The sequence below is a fragment of the Flavobacterium sp. GCM10022190 genome, assembly GCF_042656445.1.
Lineage (GTDB): Bacteria > Bacteroidota > Bacteroidia > Flavobacteriales > Flavobacteriaceae > Flavobacterium > Flavobacterium nitratireducens.
In genome coordinates this window covers 202,706-220,246 of record NZ_JBHSOQ010000001.1, presented here as the reverse complement: position 1 = coordinate 220,246, position 17,541 = coordinate 202,706, and the positions used below count along the sequence as shown (strand labels likewise).

At 33.8% G+C, this 17,541-nt stretch carries 11 protein-coding genes and 1 tRNA gene; 8 read left to right on the top strand and 4 right to left on the bottom strand.

The features are described 5' to 3' along the window. Nucleotides 1-2: 2 nt before the first annotated feature. Entirely contained in the window at nt 3-650 is a 648-nt protein-coding gene (locus tag ACFPTQ_RS00945) for a polysaccharide deacetylase family protein (protein WP_379772726.1), read from the bottom strand. A 92-nt stretch (nt 651-742) separates the two neighbouring features. Further along, complete coding sequence (locus ACFPTQ_RS00940) at nt 743-4,021, bottom strand: DUF2723 domain-containing protein (RefSeq protein ID WP_379772723.1); 3,279 nt, start codon at nt 4,019-4,021, stop codon at nt 743-745. Nucleotides 4,022-4,260: 239 nt separating this feature from the next. Here ACFPTQ_RS00940 and ACFPTQ_RS00935 point away from each other — a divergent pair. Then, nucleotides 4,261-4,331 (top strand) — tRNA-Gln (locus ACFPTQ_RS00935). Nucleotides 4,332-4,375: 44 nt separating this feature from the next. Here ACFPTQ_RS00935 and ACFPTQ_RS00930 read toward each other — a convergent pair. Together ACFPTQ_RS00930 and ACFPTQ_RS00925 are read right to left on the bottom strand one after the other, a co-directional pair. Next, nucleotides 4,376-5,200 (bottom strand): universal stress protein, encoded by an 825-nt coding sequence (locus tag ACFPTQ_RS00930; RefSeq protein WP_379772721.1) that lies wholly within the window; start codon nt 5,198-5,200, stop codon nt 4,376-4,378. Between the two features lie 192 nt (nt 5,201-5,392). Further along, nucleotides 5,393-6,235, bottom strand: a complete 843-nt coding sequence (locus tag ACFPTQ_RS00925) for an AraC family transcriptional regulator (RefSeq protein ID WP_379772719.1) — start codon at nt 6,233-6,235, stop codon at nt 5,393-5,395. Between the two features lie 141 nt (nt 6,236-6,376). Here ACFPTQ_RS00925 and ACFPTQ_RS00920 point away from each other — a divergent pair, with 141 nt between their 5' ends. The 7 genes from ACFPTQ_RS00920 to ACFPTQ_RS00890 all read left to right on the top strand — a co-directional run bounded on the left by ACFPTQ_RS00920 (nt 6,377) and on the right by ACFPTQ_RS00890 (nt 17,364). Further along, complete coding sequence (locus ACFPTQ_RS00920; RefSeq protein ID WP_379772716.1) at nt 6,377-7,291, top strand: dihydrodipicolinate synthase family protein; 915 nt, start codon at nt 6,377-6,379, stop codon at nt 7,289-7,291. 19 nt (nt 7,292-7,310) lie between these two features. Then, entirely contained in the window at nt 7,311-8,879 is a 1,569-nt protein-coding gene (locus ACFPTQ_RS00915) for an aldehyde dehydrogenase (NADP(+)) (RefSeq protein ID WP_379772714.1), read from the top strand. A gap of 1 nt (nt 8,880) precedes the next feature. Beyond that, complete coding sequence (locus ACFPTQ_RS00910) at nt 8,881-9,891, top strand: 4-hydroxyproline epimerase (RefSeq protein ID WP_379772712.1); 1,011 nt, start codon at nt 8,881-8,883, stop codon at nt 9,889-9,891. 81 nt (nt 9,892-9,972) lie between these two features. Beyond that, on the top strand, nt 9,973-11,208 hold the full coding sequence (locus ACFPTQ_RS00905; RefSeq protein WP_379772710.1) for an NAD(P)/FAD-dependent oxidoreductase: 1,236 nt from the start codon (nt 9,973-9,975) through the stop codon (nt 11,206-11,208). Between the two features lie 49 nt (nt 11,209-11,257). After that, the gene (locus tag ACFPTQ_RS00900; protein WP_379772707.1) at nt 11,258-13,417 is read left to right on the top strand and encodes a S9 family peptidase; all 2,160 of its coding nucleotides are present in this window, start codon (nt 11,258-11,260) and stop codon (nt 13,415-13,417) included. A 75-nt stretch (nt 13,418-13,492) separates the two neighbouring features. Further along, the gene (locus ACFPTQ_RS00895) at nt 13,493-14,902 is read left to right on the top strand and encodes an APC family permease (protein ID WP_379772705.1); all 1,410 of its coding nucleotides are present in this window, start codon (nt 13,493-13,495) and stop codon (nt 14,900-14,902) included. A 182-nt stretch (nt 14,903-15,084) separates the two neighbouring features. After that, a complete protein-coding gene (locus ACFPTQ_RS00890) occupies nt 15,085-17,364 on the top strand; it encodes an NADP-dependent malic enzyme (protein ID WP_379772703.1) in 2,280 nt (759 codons plus the stop codon). The last annotated feature ends 177 nt before the right edge of the window (nt 17,365-17,541 follow it).

Sequence of the window (17,541 nt, the reverse complement as noted above, 5' to 3'; positions counted from 1 at the left end):
CACTACAATTTTTCGAAAGAATAGTTGTTTTTGGTTAAATAATCCAAGGCTCTAGGCAATACATATTCTAAATTTTTATACGCTTTTACACTGTCGTGAAATACGATGATACTTCCGCTTTGGGTATTTTTCAGTACATTATCTAAACATTTTTCTGGGCTAATCGTTTGGTCAAAATCGGCACTCAGCACATCCCACATAATTATTTTATAACCCAATTGTCTTAGTTCTTTAGTTTGGGCTGCTGTTATTTTGCCGTAAGGCGGACGGAAAAGTTTAGATTTTAGATTGCAGATTTTAGATTGCAGATTTGAAATGTTGTTTTCACATAACAATGAGTTTTCAATATAATGTTCAGTTTTTGTTTTCCATCCATTCAAATGATTGTAGGTATGATTGCCAATGCTGTGTCCTTTTTCAATGATTTTATTGAAAATTTCAGGATGTGCAGCGATGTTTTTACCTATACAGAAGAATGTAGCCTTTACTTGGTGTTTTTCTAATTCGGCGAGTACCCATTGGGTTATTTCTGGAGTGGGACCATCATCAAAAGTCAAGTAGATTTTCTTTTCTTTATTAGGAATGTCCCAAATGAGATTTGGAAATAGTTTCTTGATGATAAAGTGGGTTTTAATCCAATAGGGTTTCATTTTATTGTACTTGTTTACTTAAAGATAAAAAAAATGTAGCAATCTATTTTATTAGAATTGCTACATTTTTTTAATCAAAGGAATATTTTAAGTTATTCTTTTTCTCTGCCAAATCGGTTGAAGATTTCGATGTATGTATTGAAAACTACACGGTGTTTTTGATAAAGTGCTTGATCATTATTTTTCTTCATTACTTCCAGTAATCCACGATAACGTTCTATATCAGTTACAATATCCATGGCTAGACTCGATTGATCTGAAGGTGTCATTTTGCCGTAGTAATTCAAGTTGTCTTGGTATTTACCCACTAGTTTTTCTAAAAGTGAATGTGCTTTTGCTTTTTCGCCTACTTTATAATAGCCATCGGCAAATGGTTCTAGTAGAGAGTAGTATCCAAATTTGTCCACAGGCATTTTATCCATCGCTAAGGCAATTACTTTTTTAGCTTTATCAATTTTGCCTTCTTGGATTAATTGGTACATTAATCGTGAAATATTGGTTCTGTAAGTGATACTTTCACGGCGCGTTTCAGGATCATGATAGATGTCGCCATTACTGTTGCCCCAATCCCATTTCATGATAATATTATACATTTTTTCACTGTCAATTTTACCCATTTCCATAGGGTTTCCGTCTTTTGGAATTGTAGTTTTTACAGGAACTAGTTTGTAAACCATACCGTCTAATTGAAGGTAATCCTTCATCCAAAGGTATTCTTCATCATCAAATGCTCCACCACTAAAATAAATAGGTCTTTTCCAATTGTTATTAGCAACTAGGTCCAGCATCATTAGACGGTTTTTGTATAATGCGCCTCCTTTGATGTCAATATCAATATAAGGAACAATAGAATCATAATCTTTTTCAGATGCAATTTTGTTTTTGATAATGGTGTTTTTATCCACAGGAATTCTTAGAAGGTTTGTAGGATAAAAATGGATAGTTTGTCCATTTTGCATTTGTACGGTTGATTTAGGAAGTTTAATAAAATCCATCAATCCTTTTACACTCCAACGGCTTTTTGTTTTTGGAATATTAACCACATAATCTAATTTGTCTCCTACATATTGATCGTGGGTAAACGAAATAGGTAGCGGTTCTGATTCGTAGGTTTTAGTTTTCATTTGGTCAATGTACCAATCTGTCATAAAAAGACTTGTATTGACAATTTTGACATCGGTACGGTAGCCTTCAATTTCTTGTACGTACCATAATGGAAAGGTGTCATTGTCACCAATGGTAAATAAAATGGCATTTGGATCGCAGGAACTTAAGTAGGCTTTAGCCATTGCTAATGCGGTGTATTTTCCTGAACGATCGTGATCGTCCCAGTTTTCAGATGCCATGATTACTGGAGCTGCTAATAAGGATGCTGCTACAATTACGGGGCCTACAATTTTAGGTGAAAGACTTTTTTTGGCACTTTCATACAAGGAATACACTCCAAGTCCAATCCAAATAGCAAATACGTAAAACGAGCCCACTAATGCATAGTCTCTTTCGCGAGGTTCAAAAGGTCTTTCGTTCAGGTAGATTTTTAAAGCTATCCCAGTAAATAGGAACAAGACTAATAGTACATAAAAACTTTTTAAGTCTTTGCTTGCATGGTACATTAAACCTATAAGTCCTAAAATAAAAGGAATAAAATAATACACATTACGACCTTTGTTGTTTAGGGCGTCAGCAGGTAAGTAGTCCTGTGAGCCTAAATGCATGTCGTCAATAAATGAAATTCCACTTAACCAGTTACCATCTTGGTTGTCATATTTACCTTGATTGTCGCTTTGACGACCAACGAAGTTCCACATTAAGTATCTCCAGTACATATAACCAAATTGGTATTCGGCCATAAAACGTAGATTGTCAGTAGTGGTAGGTTTATCAATGATTAAATAATCACTATAGCTTCGTAGGAATTTAACAAAACCTTCGTTGTCAATTTGTTTTTGAGCGTAGGCTTGTCTAAATTCAGCTACGTTTTTTTCAACTTCACCTCTTAGTTGTGCAATGGCTTTGTTGTAATCTTCTGGCGAAAGTTGGCTTGCATCTACGCCATAATTAGCCAAGTCATTTTCGTATGGATAATCAGGGTTAATTCTAAACTCAGGCGGATTTGTAAAATTGATGTAATTTTCAATATGATCTGGGCTCCACATTCTTGGTAAAATCGCCTTGTGAGCGTTGTCACTGTTTTGTTCGGCGTTTTTATAGTTGTTTACAATAACATATTTTCCTGTTTTATAATCTCTTTCGTAGTTAGGTGCTTTGTCAAGATAAGGAGTGTCTTTGTCTAAACCGGCAAAGGTTTCAGTATATTGTGGTCCGTAAAATAAAGGATTGGAACCATATTGCTCTCTGTTGTAATAGGCTAAAACTTCACGAGCATCCGAAGGTTTGTTTTCGTTAATAATTACATTGGCGTTAGCACGAATAGGTAACATCAACCAGGTTGAAAATCCAATAAGAATAAATAAAACACAAAGGATAAGCGTGTTGTAAGTAACTAAGCCTTTCTCTTTTGTGTATTTTAATCCAAAATAAAAACCAGCAATTACAGCCAAAGCAGCTAAAATAGTTCCTGAATTGAATGGCATACCAAGGCTGTTGACAGCAAATATTTCTGCTTTTGCAAAAAATGCCATCGTTAACGGAAGCAATAATTTGAAAATGAATAATAAAATCGAAACGACTACTACATTGGCAATGATGAAGTTTTTGACTGTAACGGTTTTGTAATTTTTAAAATAATATAAAAAACCAATTGCAGGAATGGTTAGTAATGCCATAAAGTGAACTCCAAATGAAAGTCCTACAACCAGAGAAATTACTAATAGCCATTTGTTTCCTCTTGGTTTATCCATGTCTTGCTCCCAGCGCAATCCTAACCAGAATAGTAGTGCGATAAGTAACGAAGCCATCGCATAAACTTCGGCTTCAACTGCATTAAACCAAAAACTATCTGAAAAAGTATAGGCCAGAGAACCAACAAATGAACTTCCTAGGATAACAAAATCATTGTTTTTGTTAGTTTCATCGGTACTAGAAACTATTTTTCTTAAAATCATAGTCGAAGACCAGAACATAAAAAGAATAGTAAAGGCACTTGAAAAAACAGAAGTCATATTTACCATTAGTGCTACATGTTGCGCATCTGAGGCAAACATGGCAAAAAAAGCACCAATCATTTGAAATAAAGGAGCTCCTGGAGGGTGACCTACTTCTAACTTTGCGGCTGTAGCGATGTATTCTCCACAATCCCAAAAACTCATTGTGGGTTCAACGGTAAGTGAATAGGTTATTAAAGCGATTCCAAATGCAATCCATCCTATAATAGTATTCCATTTTTTAAAATTGAAAGACTCCTTATTCATGTAGTAAATTTTAGTTTAATTTTTTTGAGTTACAAAGAAAATGTTTTTTTATTTAAGGATATAGGCATTAACAAAAAATTCTACAAAATCAGCTGGTTTTTTAATTATTTGAGAATGAATTACTTCTGTTTTTATTGAATTTTTTTTGAAAAAAAATCGAAAAAAATTTGTGAAAACTAAAAAATGTTCTAAATTTGCACTCGCTAAACAAAACTACAGTGATGTAAAGCAAAACATGCTGGTCCATGGTGTAATGGTAACACTACGGTTTTTGGTGCCGTCTTTCTAGGTTCGAGTCCTAGTGGACCAACAAAAAAGCCTCTCATTTGAGAGGCTTTTTTTTTATGCTTTTTCTTAAATTTTGAAAATGATTAAAGGCTTGTTTCCATGATTGGCGAGGTCTTCACTAATACTTCCTGTGAAGAAATGTGCTAGTCCAGTACGGCCATGGGTGCAAAGGCTTATTAGGTCGGCATTTATTTCATTTGAGAATTGTATAATTCCCTTTTCTACGTTAGTATCGTTGTAGATGTTAATAGAATAATTGTCTAGATTAAATTCTTTTATGAAATCAATCATGATTTTTTTTGCCAAGGTTGTTGGTTTGAAACTATTTGGCGTGCAAATAGTAACCAATTGAAGATTTGCATCGAATAGCTGTTTGAAGTTGAGTAATTTTTGAAACGGTTTTTTTATTTCTTCTGAAAAATCAGAAGCGAAGACGATGTTTTTTGGGTCGAAGTTGTTGATTTCTTCTTTGATAACAATCACTGGGGCAGTTGATAATCGAACTACTTTTTCGGTATTAGATCCAATGATAAACTCAGTCAGTCCAGAAGCGCCGTTGGACCCCATGACAATTAAGTCTATAGCATTGTCTTTACTATACGATAAAATTCCTTGAGAAGCTTTTTCTAATTTGATGGCATCGATAATGTTTAGGTCTTTAAGGTAGCTTTTATTTAGAGTTTGTTGCATGGTCTCTTTGGCTTTCTGAATAAAAAGCATGATCTCTGGTATGGGAGTGGCGCCTGTAATAGCATCGTTCATTTGACTGGGAATTTCCAGCATATGTAGTAGGTGAATTTCAAAATTGTTTTTTTTAGCAATTTGAGCAGCAACCTTGAGAGCGTTTTCGGCTCTTGAAGAAAAATCGGTAGGAACTAAGATGCGTTTCATGGTTTTTTTGGGTTTTAATAGTAGATTTTTGGTGAAATTGAGCTTACATAAAGGTAAGGAATAATTTTTCAGTAATCAATTGGTTTATTGATATTTATAAAGGAAATTGTTTTTTTGAGCAAGCTAATAGTTTTGTTTTTTTGGATTTTAAATCAAAATTTTTAGAGCTATTGTACAGGAAAATATTAGTGCCTAAAACTGAGCCCTAAATTGGGAAGGCGAAATTCCTTTTAATTCTTTAAATTTTCTATTGAAATTTGCTATATCTTGAAATCCAGACAGTTCTGAAATTGTAGAAATGGATATATCTTTATTGTGATGAAGCATTTTACAGGCATTCTCAATGCGAATTTCTATTAAAAATTGAAAGAAAGTTTTATTTGTTCTCTTTTTAAAATACCTACAAAACGCATTTTTTGTCATGTTGGCTTTTTCTGCAACTTCTTCCAGAGAAATAACTTTATCAAAAGAACTAATAGCATATTCAAAAACATCATTCATACGTCGACCTTCATCCTCGGTATATTTTTTTCTATTCACAAAGGAAGAAAGCGGACTGGTTTTGGCAAATATGATGTAATTCAAAATTTTTAGAAGTGATGAAATACGTTGTATTTTATTTTGTTTTCCTAATTTTAAGAATAAAAGTGTAATTTTCTCTTTTTTAGATAACACTTTCATTCCGTATTCTGATTTTTTAAAAAAATCATCTACATTACTCATGTCAGTTAAACAGAAAAAATCTTTTCCAAATGAATTTTTTGTAAAAAATAGAGTGAGCATTTTAGAGGAGGAAGAATAATTTCGATCTGTTCTAAAAACATGTGGAATATTTTCCCCTATTACAAAAATATCATCTTCTTTAAAATCATTAATCGAATCACCAATGATTAGAGTACCTCTTCCTTCTACTATATAACTAATCTGTATCTCTTCATGTTGATGTAGTTGATCATAGAAGAATACCCCTGTATCTTCTTGATAAATAAGGGCTTCTTTTTCAGGTTTTGGTATTTTAAACGGTAGGACTTTCAATAGATTAATTTTAGTTATGTAAATATTATCAAAAAAAAATAATTACGCAATATAAAGGGTAATATAGTATTAATAGAGGTTAACAATAACTAAGTGCCCTCCTGTAATTAGCTTTAATTTTGTTAAAAAAGTAAATATCTTATGAAAGTAAATTGGTCGGGTGTTATGCCAGCGGTAACAACCAAGTTCACTGCTGATGATAAATTAGACTTCAACATGTTTGAAGTAAATGTAAAAGCGCAACTGGAAGCAGGGGTGAGTGGTATTATATTAGGGGGTACACTTGGAGAAGCAAGTACTCTTTTAGAAGAAGAAAAGACACAGTTAGTTAGAGAAACTGTAAAAATGGTAGAAGGGAAAGTCCCTGTTATTATGAATATTGCTGAACAAACAACTCGTGCGGCAATTATAGCAGCTAATAAAGCGGAACAAGATGGCGCTTCAGGATTAATGATGTTGCCTCCTATGCGTTATAATGCAACTAGTCATGAAACGGTGACTTATTTTTCTGAAGTTGCAAAAAGTACTTCTTTACCTATTATGATTTATAATAATCCAGTGGATTATAAAATAGAAGTAACTTTGGATATGTTTGAAGAAATGTTGAAATTTGAGAACATTCAAGCAGTAAAAGAATCAACTAGAGATATTTCTAATGTAACTAGAATTATTAATCGTTTTGGTTCTCGTCTTAAAATCCTATCTGGTGTAGATACATTAGCATTAGAAAGTCTTTTTATGGGAGGAGATGGTTGGGTCTCTGGTTTAGTGGATGCATTTCCTAGAGAGACAGTAGCTATTTATAAGTTAGCAAAAGCTAAAAGATATGATGAGGCGTTAGCAATTTACAGATGGTTTTTACCTCTATTAGAATTAGATATTAATTCATTATTAGTACAAAATATTAAATTGGCTGAAGTGCATACAGGATTAGGAACTGAATTTGTTCGTGCGCCAAGATTACCATTACAAGGAACAGAAAGAGAACGCGTACTTTTAATTATTGAAAATGCGTTAAAAACAAGACCTACTTTGCCTGATTACTTGAATTTATAAAACTAATACAAAACAAAATATGGTTACTGGAAAAAATTATATTGGAGACTCGCTTTCCGCTAAAGGGGAAATCACATTTAGAACAATAAATCCAGTAGAAAATGTAGAAAATCCAATACTTTTTGTTGAAGCCACTGAAGACGAAATTAATCAAGCTGTTGATTTAGCAAAAAAAGCTTTCAATGAATATAGTGCTGTTTCGGATGTAAAAAAAGCAGAATTTTTAGAAGCTATCGTAGCAGAAATAGAAGCACTTGGTGATGATTTATTAGAGGTTTATACAAAAGAATCAGGACTTCCAGCAGGAAGAGCAACTGGTGAAAGAACCAGAACAATGGTACAATTACAAGCTTTTGCTACCATGCTGAGAGAAGGTTCATGGGTTGAAGCGATCATCAATAAAGTAGGTGATACTGTTGATATTCGACGAATGATGATTCCTATTGGGCCAGTAGTTGTTTTTGGAGCAAGTAATTTTCCACTTGCTTTTTCAACAGCAGGAGGTGATACAGCAAGTGCTCTTGCGGCTGGTTGTCCCGTTATTGTAAAGTCACATCCGCTTCATGCTGGAACAGCTGAAATGGTTGCTTCGGCAATAATTAAAGCCGCTCAAAAGACAGGAATGCCAAATGGTGTTTTTTCAAATTTGAACAGTAGCGGAATAGCTGTTGGCGTAAAATTAGTTGAACATCCTGATATTAAAGCTGTTGGTTTTACTGGAAGTATTAAAGGAGGAACAGCACTTTGTGAAATTGCTGCCAAGAGAGAAGTGCCAATACCAGTATATGCAGAGATGTCTAGTATCAATCCAGTAGTCATTTTGCCTTCTGCATTACAAAAAGCCAATAAAGAATGGGCTCAAAAATACGCTGCTGCAATAACATTAGGAACAGGGCAATTTTGTACTAATCCAGGACTTATTTTAGGGATAGCAAGTAAGGAATTGGATGATTTTGCTGAAAATCTGGCATCAGAACTTAATGGTGTCCAACCAAGTTGCATGTTACACCCTAACATTAAAGCATTATACGAGTCTCACAAAAAAGAAATTTTAGCACAAGAAGGATATACCCAATTGACTAATTTGGATAAAGAGGTAAAAGTGAATTTTGCTTTACAGAATTTAATTTCAGTGTCAGGTGATTTATTTTTGAAAAACGAGGCTTTTCACAAAGAAGTTTTTGGTCCTTTTTCAATAGTTGTAAAATGTGATAATCAAGAACAATTAGATACTATCTTAGCTAATTTAGAAGGGCAATTAACAGGGACGATTCTTAATGCTGATGTTGCCGAATTAGAAAGTTTTAAAACTACAATTGATACTTTAAAAAATAGAGTGGGACGATTAATTTTTAATAGTGTACCAACAGGTGTTGAGGTTTGTTCGGCAATGACACATGGAGGACCTTATCCATCTACTTCAGATAGCAAGTTTACTTCGGTAGGGATTACTGCAGTAAAAAGATGGGTTCGTCCAGTATCATTTCAAGGTTGGCCAAACGAGATGCTTCCGGATGCTCTAAAAAATGAAAATCCTTTATCGATTACCAGAACATTAAATGATGTAATAACTAAGGATAGTATTTAGTATGCCAAGAAAAACATTTTTTTGTGTAGATGCTCATACTTGTGGGAACCCAGTACGAGTTGTCGCTGGTGGAGGTCCCAATTTAGTGGGAGCCAACATGAGTGAAAAACGCCAACATTTTTTAAAAGAATACGATTGGATTCGAAAAGGTCTCATGTTCGAACCTCGTGGGCATGATATGATGAGTGGGAGTATTTTGTATCCGCCAAGTAATCCAGAAAATGATTTTGGTATTTTGTTTATAGAAACTTCTGGTTGTTTACCTATGTGTGGACATGGAACTATAGGAACCATAACCATCGCAATTGAAGAAGGTTTGGTGATTCCAAAAAATCCAGGGAAAATAAAAATGGAAGCACCTGCTGGTTTGGTTCAAATTGAATACCAACAAACCGGGAAAAAAGTAGATTGGGTTCGTTTGACTAATGTCAAATCCTATTTGGCAGCCGAAGGACTTACAATAGATTGTCCAGAATTAGGCGAAATTGTTTTTGATGTAGCTTATGGAGGAAATTATTACGCTATTGTAGATCCACAAAAAAACTTTTCAGGAGTACAGGATTTTACAGCTTCTAAAATTGTTCAATACAGTCAGGTAGTTCGAAATCGAATTAATGAAAAATATCCTAATCTATTTATTCATCCCGAAAATGATACGATTCGTGATGTCACACATATGCTTTGGACCGGAGAGCCTCTTGATCCTAGTTCTTCGGGTAGAAATGCTGTTTTTTATGGTGATAAAGCAATTGACAGATCGCCTTGCGGAACAGGAACTTCAGCCAGAATTGCTCAGCTTCACGCTAAAGGCAAATTGAAAAAAGGAGAAGACTTTATTCATGAAAGTTTTATAGGAAGCAAATTTATTGGGCGAGTGGAAGAAGAAACTTCCATTGGAAACATAAAAGCGATTGTTCCTAGTATTCAGGGTTGGGCAAAAGTGTACGGATATAATAACATCATTATTGATGATGAAGATGATCCATATGCGTTTGGTTTTCAGGTAATTTAAAATTGAAATGAGTGTGTATTAAAAAATCATTGGTACGTTGTAAAATGTTTACTGCCAATGATTTTTAAATTTATAGGAATAATGAAACAAGTAAGTGTTATAGGTGGAGGAATAATTGGCTTATGTTCTGCCTATTATTTAGCAAAAGAAGGTCATAAAGTTATAGTTTTTGATAAGTCAGATATGACAGATGGTTGTTCTTATGGTAATGCAGGAATGATTGTTCCTTCGCATATTATTCCATTGGCACAACCTGGCATGATGGCGCAAGGGATAAAATGGATGTTTGATAGTCAAAGTCCATTTTATGTTCAACCCAGATTAGATATGGATTTATTAAAATGGGGATGGCAATTTTATAAGAGTGCGACTCCGCAACATGTGGAAAAATCCATGCCGGCATTATGTAATCTTTCCCTATTAAGTAAAGAATTATACCAGGATTTAGCCAAGGAGAGCACTTCTTTTTTTTATGAAGAAAAAGGACTTTTAATGTTGTATCAAACAGAAAAAACACAAGAAGAGATGCATCATGAAGGAGAGTTAGCTCAAAAAGTGGGCTTGGAAGTTGATTTTCTTTCTAAAGAACAGGTGTCAAACTTGGAAGTGGGTACTAAAACCAATGTAATAGGTGGTGTACATTATAAAAGTGATGCGCATTTATATCCACAAAAATTGATGGATTTTATAAAATCAGAATTAAATCGTCTAGGAGTTAAAATTCATAGTAATACACTTGTTACTGATTTTACTTTTAAAGGAAATACAATTTCTGAAATTACTACAGATAAAGGAGTATTTTCCACTGATGAAGTTGTTTTGGCTTCGGGATCTTGGAGTCCGGAATTAGCAAAAAAACTTAATATTTCCATTTCTATTTTACCAGGAAAAGGATACAGCTTTACCTTAAATGAACAAATTCATAAACCAGCTATACCTTCAATTCTTTGCGAAGGAAAAGTAGCGGTAACTCCAATGAATACTAATATTCGTTTTGGAGGTACTATGGAAATTACAAGTACTAGAGATACTAAAATTAATCAAAATAGACTTAAAGGAATTGTTAATACAATCAATGATTTCTATCCGGAATTAGATATAAAAATGCCAAAAGAGGCCGATACTTGGTTTGGTTTTAGACCTTGTACGCCCACTGGAATGCCCATAATTGCTAGAGATTCTAAAATTAAAAATTTAATTTTAGCCACTGGGCATGCTATGATGGGACTAAGTTTAGCACCTGCAACAGGCAAAATTGTAACGGAATTGATTGCTGGAAAATCGACCTCTGTAGATACAAGTATGTTTCAATTATAGTTAAATATTTCTTGCAAATGCCTTTTTACTAATTTAAATACCAATTGTAATGAATAGATTTCTGTTGTTTACTTTCTTTTATATAAACATTCTTTTTGGACAAGCCACTCTTGATTTAAATCAATTGAATTGGTTACCTCAATCACATTCTTTTTGGTTGAATGAACAAGGGAATCTGGTGGTTTGTAATGCTGATAAATTAGGCGAAAAAAAGGTTTTTTTGACGAAAGAACAACTTAACGCAATTGGATTTCAAGGAAGAATAGAAGGGATTGTTTGGAATACGAAACAAGATAAAATTTTAATCTATACTAATTCTCAAAGAGTATGGAGAGCCAATACCAGAGGTGATTATTGGTTTGTGGATTTAGCTACTAAAAAAGGAAGACAAATTGGCCAAGGTTTAGATAAAGCTTCTCTCATGTTTGCTAAATTTTCTAATGACGGAAAAACAGTTGCCTATATTTCCAAACATAATATTTATGCAGAAGATTTAAGTTCAGGGATAATAAGCCAATTAACATTTGATGGGACAGATAAGATTATAAATGGAACATTTGATTGGGTTTATGAAGAAGAACTCATGGCAAGAGATGGATTTAGATGGAGCCCGGATGGAAGTCAAATAGCCTTTTGGAGAGTAGATGCTACTGAAACTAAGTTTCATTTGATGATTAATAATACCGATGCATTGTATCCTTTTACCATACCTGTGGAATATCCAAAGGCAGGAGAGAAACCTTCTGCTGTTAAGTTAGGAGTAATTACATTGGCTAACAAACAAGTGAATTGGTTAACAATTCCTGGAGAAGCAGATAATAATTACTTACCTAGGATGCAATGGTTAGACAATCAGGAGTTGATGGTGGTACAGTTGAATAGAAAACAAAATCAAGCTACTCTTTATAAATGTGATGCAAACACTGGTAAAGCTTCTAAAATTTATGAAGAGCATTCTAATACTTGGATTGATGTATTTGATAGTTCCGCAGGAAATTATGATGGTTTTCCTTGTACGTTTGTCGATAATGGAAAGTCATTTCTATGGAGTTCAGATGCCGATGGATGGATGCATATTTATAAAATAAGTATTGATGGTAAAAAGAAAGAATTAATTACGAAAGTGAATTTTGATACTTATTTTTTAGATTATAACCAAGATTCTAAAAATATCTATCATTTATCAAGTCCTACAGATGCTACTCAAAGATATTTGTATGTAACTAATTTGAATACTAAGAAAACAAAACGAGTAACCCCAACTCAATTTGACGGAACAAATAGCTATAGTTTTTCTTCAGATGCGGTCTACGCGTTACATACTAACTCGAATATTAATAGAAATCCAAATTCGAGATTACTTTCTTTGGAAGGACACAAAAAGATTTTCCCACAAGAGGAAGATGTTTTTGTAAAACCACAAAGAAATTTTAGCCTTGAAAAGTTTACTGTAAAAACCATCGATGGAGTTGAGCTAGATGGAATCATGGCTAAACCACTTGATTTTGATCCAAATAAAAAGTATCCTTTGTTTTTTTATGTCTACGGAGAACCAGCTGCTACTGTTGCGAATGATGTGCCTTATTTTAACGGTTTTATTTCAAATTTAATTCCACAAGGTTACATTGGAATTGCGCTGGATAATCGAGGTACTCCTGTGATGAAAGGAACACTATGGCGTAAGTCTATTTATAAAAATATAGGAATCATAAATACGCGTGATCAGGCGATGGCTGCTAAAGAAATTTTGAAATGGAATTTTATTGATACCACTCGGGTTGCTGTTCATGGATGGAGTGGTGGTGGAGCTGTCACTTTGAATTTATTGTTCCAATATCCAGAAATTTACAAAACAGGAATTGCAGTTGCGGCTGTTACTGATCAGCATTTTTATGATAATATTTATACAGAGCGTTATATGGGATTGCCTTCGGAGAATGAAGCGGCCTATGTACAAGCATCACCAGTTACTTATGCTAAAAATCTGAAAGGGAATTTATTATATATTCATGGTACGGGTGATGATAATGTTCATTATAAAAATGCAGAAGTATTGATAGATGAATTAATTAAACATGATAAAATGTTTGATTTAATGGTTTATCCGAATCGATCTCATAGTATTCACGAAGGTATTGGAACCAGAAAGCATTTAACGGATACTTTTATGAAGTTCATTGCCGAAAATTGTCCGCCTGGAGCTAAATAATTTCTAAACAATTGTATTCGAAAATTATACTTTAAGCAAGCATTACTTTAATTAACTAACCTTATAACGGAACAGATGATGAATAATAACGATACAGATTTCAAAAAAGAATTAGGATTACTTGATGGAACAATGCTGGTCGTTGGTTCGATGATTGGTTCAGGGATTTTTATAGTAAGTGCTGATATTGCTAGACAAGTAGGTTCGGTAGGTTGGTTACTTCTTATTTGGCTTATTTCGGGTTTAATTACGATGATTGCGGCGGTGAGTTATGGTGAATTGAGTGCTATGTTTCCTAAAGCTGGTGGTCAATATGTGTATTTAAAAGAAGCTTACAATGAACTAGTCGCGTTTTTATATGGCTGGAGTTTTTTTGCAGTAATCCAAACAGGAACTATAGCTGCAGTTGGAGTTGCCTTCTCAAAGTTTACGGCTTATATTTTCCCTGTGGTAAGCGATGAAAATATATTATTTGAAATAGATAGTTTTAAACTGAATGCTGCTCAAATACTATCAGTTATAACGATTATTTTTCTAAGTTACCTAAATACAAGAGGAGTGAAAAATAGTAAGTTATTACAAACCATATTAACAATAATTAAGATAGCTTCTATTTCAGGACTAATTGTTTTTGGATTTATACTTGGGGCTAAAGCCGAAGTCTGGAATTTAAACTGGACTAATGCTTGGTCGCCTCGTTCTTTTGATTTAAATAATGGTTCTTGGTCACCCATTAGTGGCGTTGCATTGATTTCTGGAATTTCGGCAGCTATGGTAGGTACATTGTTTTCTAGTGATTCCTGGACGGGTGTTACTTTTATTGCTGGTGAAATTAAAAATCCAAAACGTAACGTAGGTTTAAGTATGTTTTTAGGGACATTAATTGTAACATTAATTTATGTTTTGACCAATGTAATGTATGTTTCTGTATTGTCTCTTGATGAAATGGCGACAGCAAAATCAGATCGAATTGCAGTGGTGGCTTCACAATACATTTTAGGTGATATTGGAACTTTGATTATTGCTGTAATGATTATGATTTCAACTTTTGCCTGTAATAACGGATTGATTATGGCGGGTGCGAGAGTGTATTATACCATGGCAAAAGACGGTTTGTTCTTTAAAAAAGCATCCGTTCTAAACCAAGAAAGTGTTCCTGCATGGGCACTTTGGGCACAATGCATCTGGGCATCGGCTTTGTGTTTCACGGGTAAATATGGAGATTTATTAGATTTTGTAATTATAATTGTTCTTATTTTTTACATTCTGACGATATGCGGAATATTTATTCTGCGAAAAAAACAGCCCGAAATAGAAAGACCGTACAAAGCATTTGCATATCCTTTTTTACCAGCTATTTATGTATTAGTGGCTTCGTCTGTATCAATCTCTTTATTGTTTGCTAAATTTTCTACCTGTGGTTGGGGGGTACTAATCATGCTATTGGGCATCCCTATCTATTACTTTATAAAAAAGGGGAAATAGCTCGATAATTTTTTAAAAATAGTTTCAATTTTTATATCATCTGCTTAATGCGGACTAGTTTTTTATTGTCAAAATTTAACAAATAATGTGGTTATAATTTAGTACTAGAATCAATATTCTGGAAGGAATTTAATCTTCTTAAAAGTGTTAATCAATAATATTTTTTTAAATGAATAGTAATTATGAGTAAAGAAAAAATGCGAAAGGATGCATTGCAATACCATGCGGAACCGCAACCAGGAAAAATAAAAATAGTACCAACCAAACCGTATGCTACCCAACGAGATTTGGGATTAGCTTATTCACCGGGTGTTGCCGAACCTTGTTTGGAAATAGAGAAGGACAAAGAAAATGTATACAAATATACTTCCAAGGGAAATATAGTAGCTGTTATTTCAAATGGTACTGCCGTTTTAGGTCTAGGAGATATTGGACCTGAAGCCTCAAAACCTGTTATGGAAGGGAAATCTTTGTTGTTTAAAATTTTTGCTGATATAGATAGTATTGATATCGAATTGGACACTAAGGATGTAGATAAATTCATTGAAACGGTGAAAATTATGGCTCCAACTTTTGGAGGAATAAATCTGGAAGATATCAAAGCACCTGAAGCGTTTGAGATTGAAAGACGATTAAAAGAAGAATTGGATATACCAGTAATGCATGATGATCAGCATGGAACGGCAATTATTTCTGCTGCGGCATTGTTAAATGCTTTGGAGCTGACTAATAAAAAAATCGATGAGGTTCGGATAGTTGTCAGTGGAGCTGGAGCTGCGGCGGTTTCCTGTACTAAATTATATAAGGCATTTGGTGCAAAAGCCGAAAATATTGTAATGCTTGACAGCAAAGGGGTAATTCGGTCAGATAGAGAAAATTTATCGGAAGAGAAAAAGGAATTTGCTAGTGACAGAAAAATAGACACTTTAGAAGAAGCTATGGTTGATGCTGATGTGTTTATTGGATTATCAATTGCTAATGTGGTTAATGAAGCCATGTTGCTTTCAATGGCCAAGGCTCCTATTGTTTTTGCAATGGCAAATCCTGATCCTGAAATTGCTTATGATTTAGCGGTTAAAACCCGTAAAGATATTATTATGGCTACAGGACGTTCGGATCATCCTAATCAGGTGAATAATGTTTTGGGTTTTCCTTACATTTTCAGAGGAGCTCTGGATGTCAGAGCTACCAAGATAAATGAAGCTATGAAAATGGCCGCTGTAAAAGCTTTGGCCGAATTAGCCAAAGAACCAGTACCGGAGCAGGTTAATATAGCTTACGGTGAAACCCGTTTGAGTTTTGGTAAAGAGTATATTATTCCTAAACCTTTTGATCCAAGATTAATTTCTTCCGTTCCTATTGCAGTGGCAAAAGCAGCTATGGAAAGTGGTGTGGCTAAAGTAATCATTGAAGATTGGGATTTATATAAAGAACAATTGTTGCAACGTTCTGGTAATGATAATAAAGTAGTTCGTATGCTTCATAATAGAGCAAAAACAAATCCTAAAAAGATTGTATTTGCAGAAGCAGATCAATTGGATGTATTAAAAGCAGCCCAAATTGTTTTTGAAGAAGGAATTGCGATTCCTATTTTATTAGGTAATAAAGAGATTATAGAAGAACTCAAAATAGAGTTGGATTTTTCAGCCGATGTTGTAATAATTGATACACATTCTGAAGAATCAAAATTGATAAGAGAGCAATACGCTGAGAAATTTTGGAACAAAAGAAAAAGAAATGGTATAACTCTTTTTGGAGCTCAAAATAAAATGCGGGAGCGTAACTATTTTGGTGCCATGATGGTTCTCGAAGGTCACGCTGACGGAATGATTTCGGGCTATTCTAGGGCTTATTCTGCTGTTGTGAAACCTGTTTTTGAAGTAATTGGTAAAGCTGCTAATGTTAAAAAAGCAGCAACAGTTAATATTTTAACTACCGATAGGGGGCCTATGTTTTTAGCGGATACTGCAATTAATATTGAACCTACAACAGAAGAGTTGGCTGATATTACACAAATGACTGCTGCTGTAGCTCAATCTTTTGGATTTGAACCTGTAGTTGCCATGTTGTCCTATTCTAATTTTGGTTCATCTACTCATTCAAATGCTAATAAAGTTAGAAATGCTGTAGCTATTTTACATTCTACTACACCTGATTTAGTTGTAGATGGTGAGATACAATTTGATTTTGCTTTAAATGTTGACTTGTTGCAAAGTAAATTCCAATTTTCAAAATTAGCAGGAAAGAAAGTTAATACGTTAATTTTTCCAAATTTAGAGTCTGCGAATATTACTTATAAATTATTGAAAGAATTAAATAAAGCAGATTCCATAGGTCCAATTATGATGGGATTAAATAAGCCAATACATATTTTGCAATTAGGAGCAGGTGTAAATGAGGTAGTTAACATGACAGCTGTTGCAGTTATTGATGCCCAACAAAGAGAGGGAAAAAAGAAGTAGTATTAATATTTAGGCACATTAAAATATAAATTTCATTGATTGCCAAGGTAATATAGGAATCTGAAGGATAAGGGGTTTTAGTGTAAATTAACTAAAAACCTACTGCTGTAATATTATATAGACCAATATAGTATTAGAATTGGTTAATATTAGCAAATATCTTAATTATGATTTAAA

Bases quoted from the DNA above. Each gene is read 5' to 3' on its own strand.
- ACFPTQ_RS00905 (WP_379772710.1), top strand. From the start codon at position 9,973: ATGAAACAAGTAAGTGTTATAGGTGGAGGAATAATTGGCTTATGTTCT.
- ACFPTQ_RS00895 (WP_379772705.1), top strand. From the start codon at position 13,493: ATGATGAATAATAACGATACAGATTTCAAAAAAGAATTAGGATTACTT.
- ACFPTQ_RS00915 (WP_379772714.1), top strand. From the start codon at position 7,311: ATGGTTACTGGAAAAAATTATATTGGAGACTCGCTTTCCGCTAAAGGG.
- ACFPTQ_RS00900 (WP_379772707.1), top strand. From the start codon at position 11,258: ATGAATAGATTTCTGTTGTTTACTTTCTTTTATATAAACATTCTTTTT.
- ACFPTQ_RS00940 (WP_379772723.1), bottom strand. From the start codon at position 4,021: ATGAATAAGGAGTCTTTCAATTTTAAAAAATGGAATACTATTATAGGA.
- ACFPTQ_RS00910 (WP_379772712.1), top strand. From the start codon at position 8,881: ATGCCAAGAAAAACATTTTTTTGTGTAGATGCTCATACTTGTGGGAAC.
- ACFPTQ_RS00945 (WP_379772726.1), bottom strand. From the start codon at position 650: ATGAAACCCTATTGGATTAAAACCCACTTTATCATCAAGAAACTATTT.
- ACFPTQ_RS00890 (WP_379772703.1), top strand. From the start codon at position 15,085: ATGAGTAAAGAAAAAATGCGAAAGGATGCATTGCAATACCATGCGGAA.
- ACFPTQ_RS00920 (WP_379772716.1), top strand. From the start codon at position 6,377: ATGAAAGTAAATTGGTCGGGTGTTATGCCAGCGGTAACAACCAAGTTC.
- ACFPTQ_RS00930 (WP_379772721.1), bottom strand. From the start codon at position 5,200: ATGAAACGCATCTTAGTTCCTACCGATTTTTCTTCAAGAGCCGAAAAC.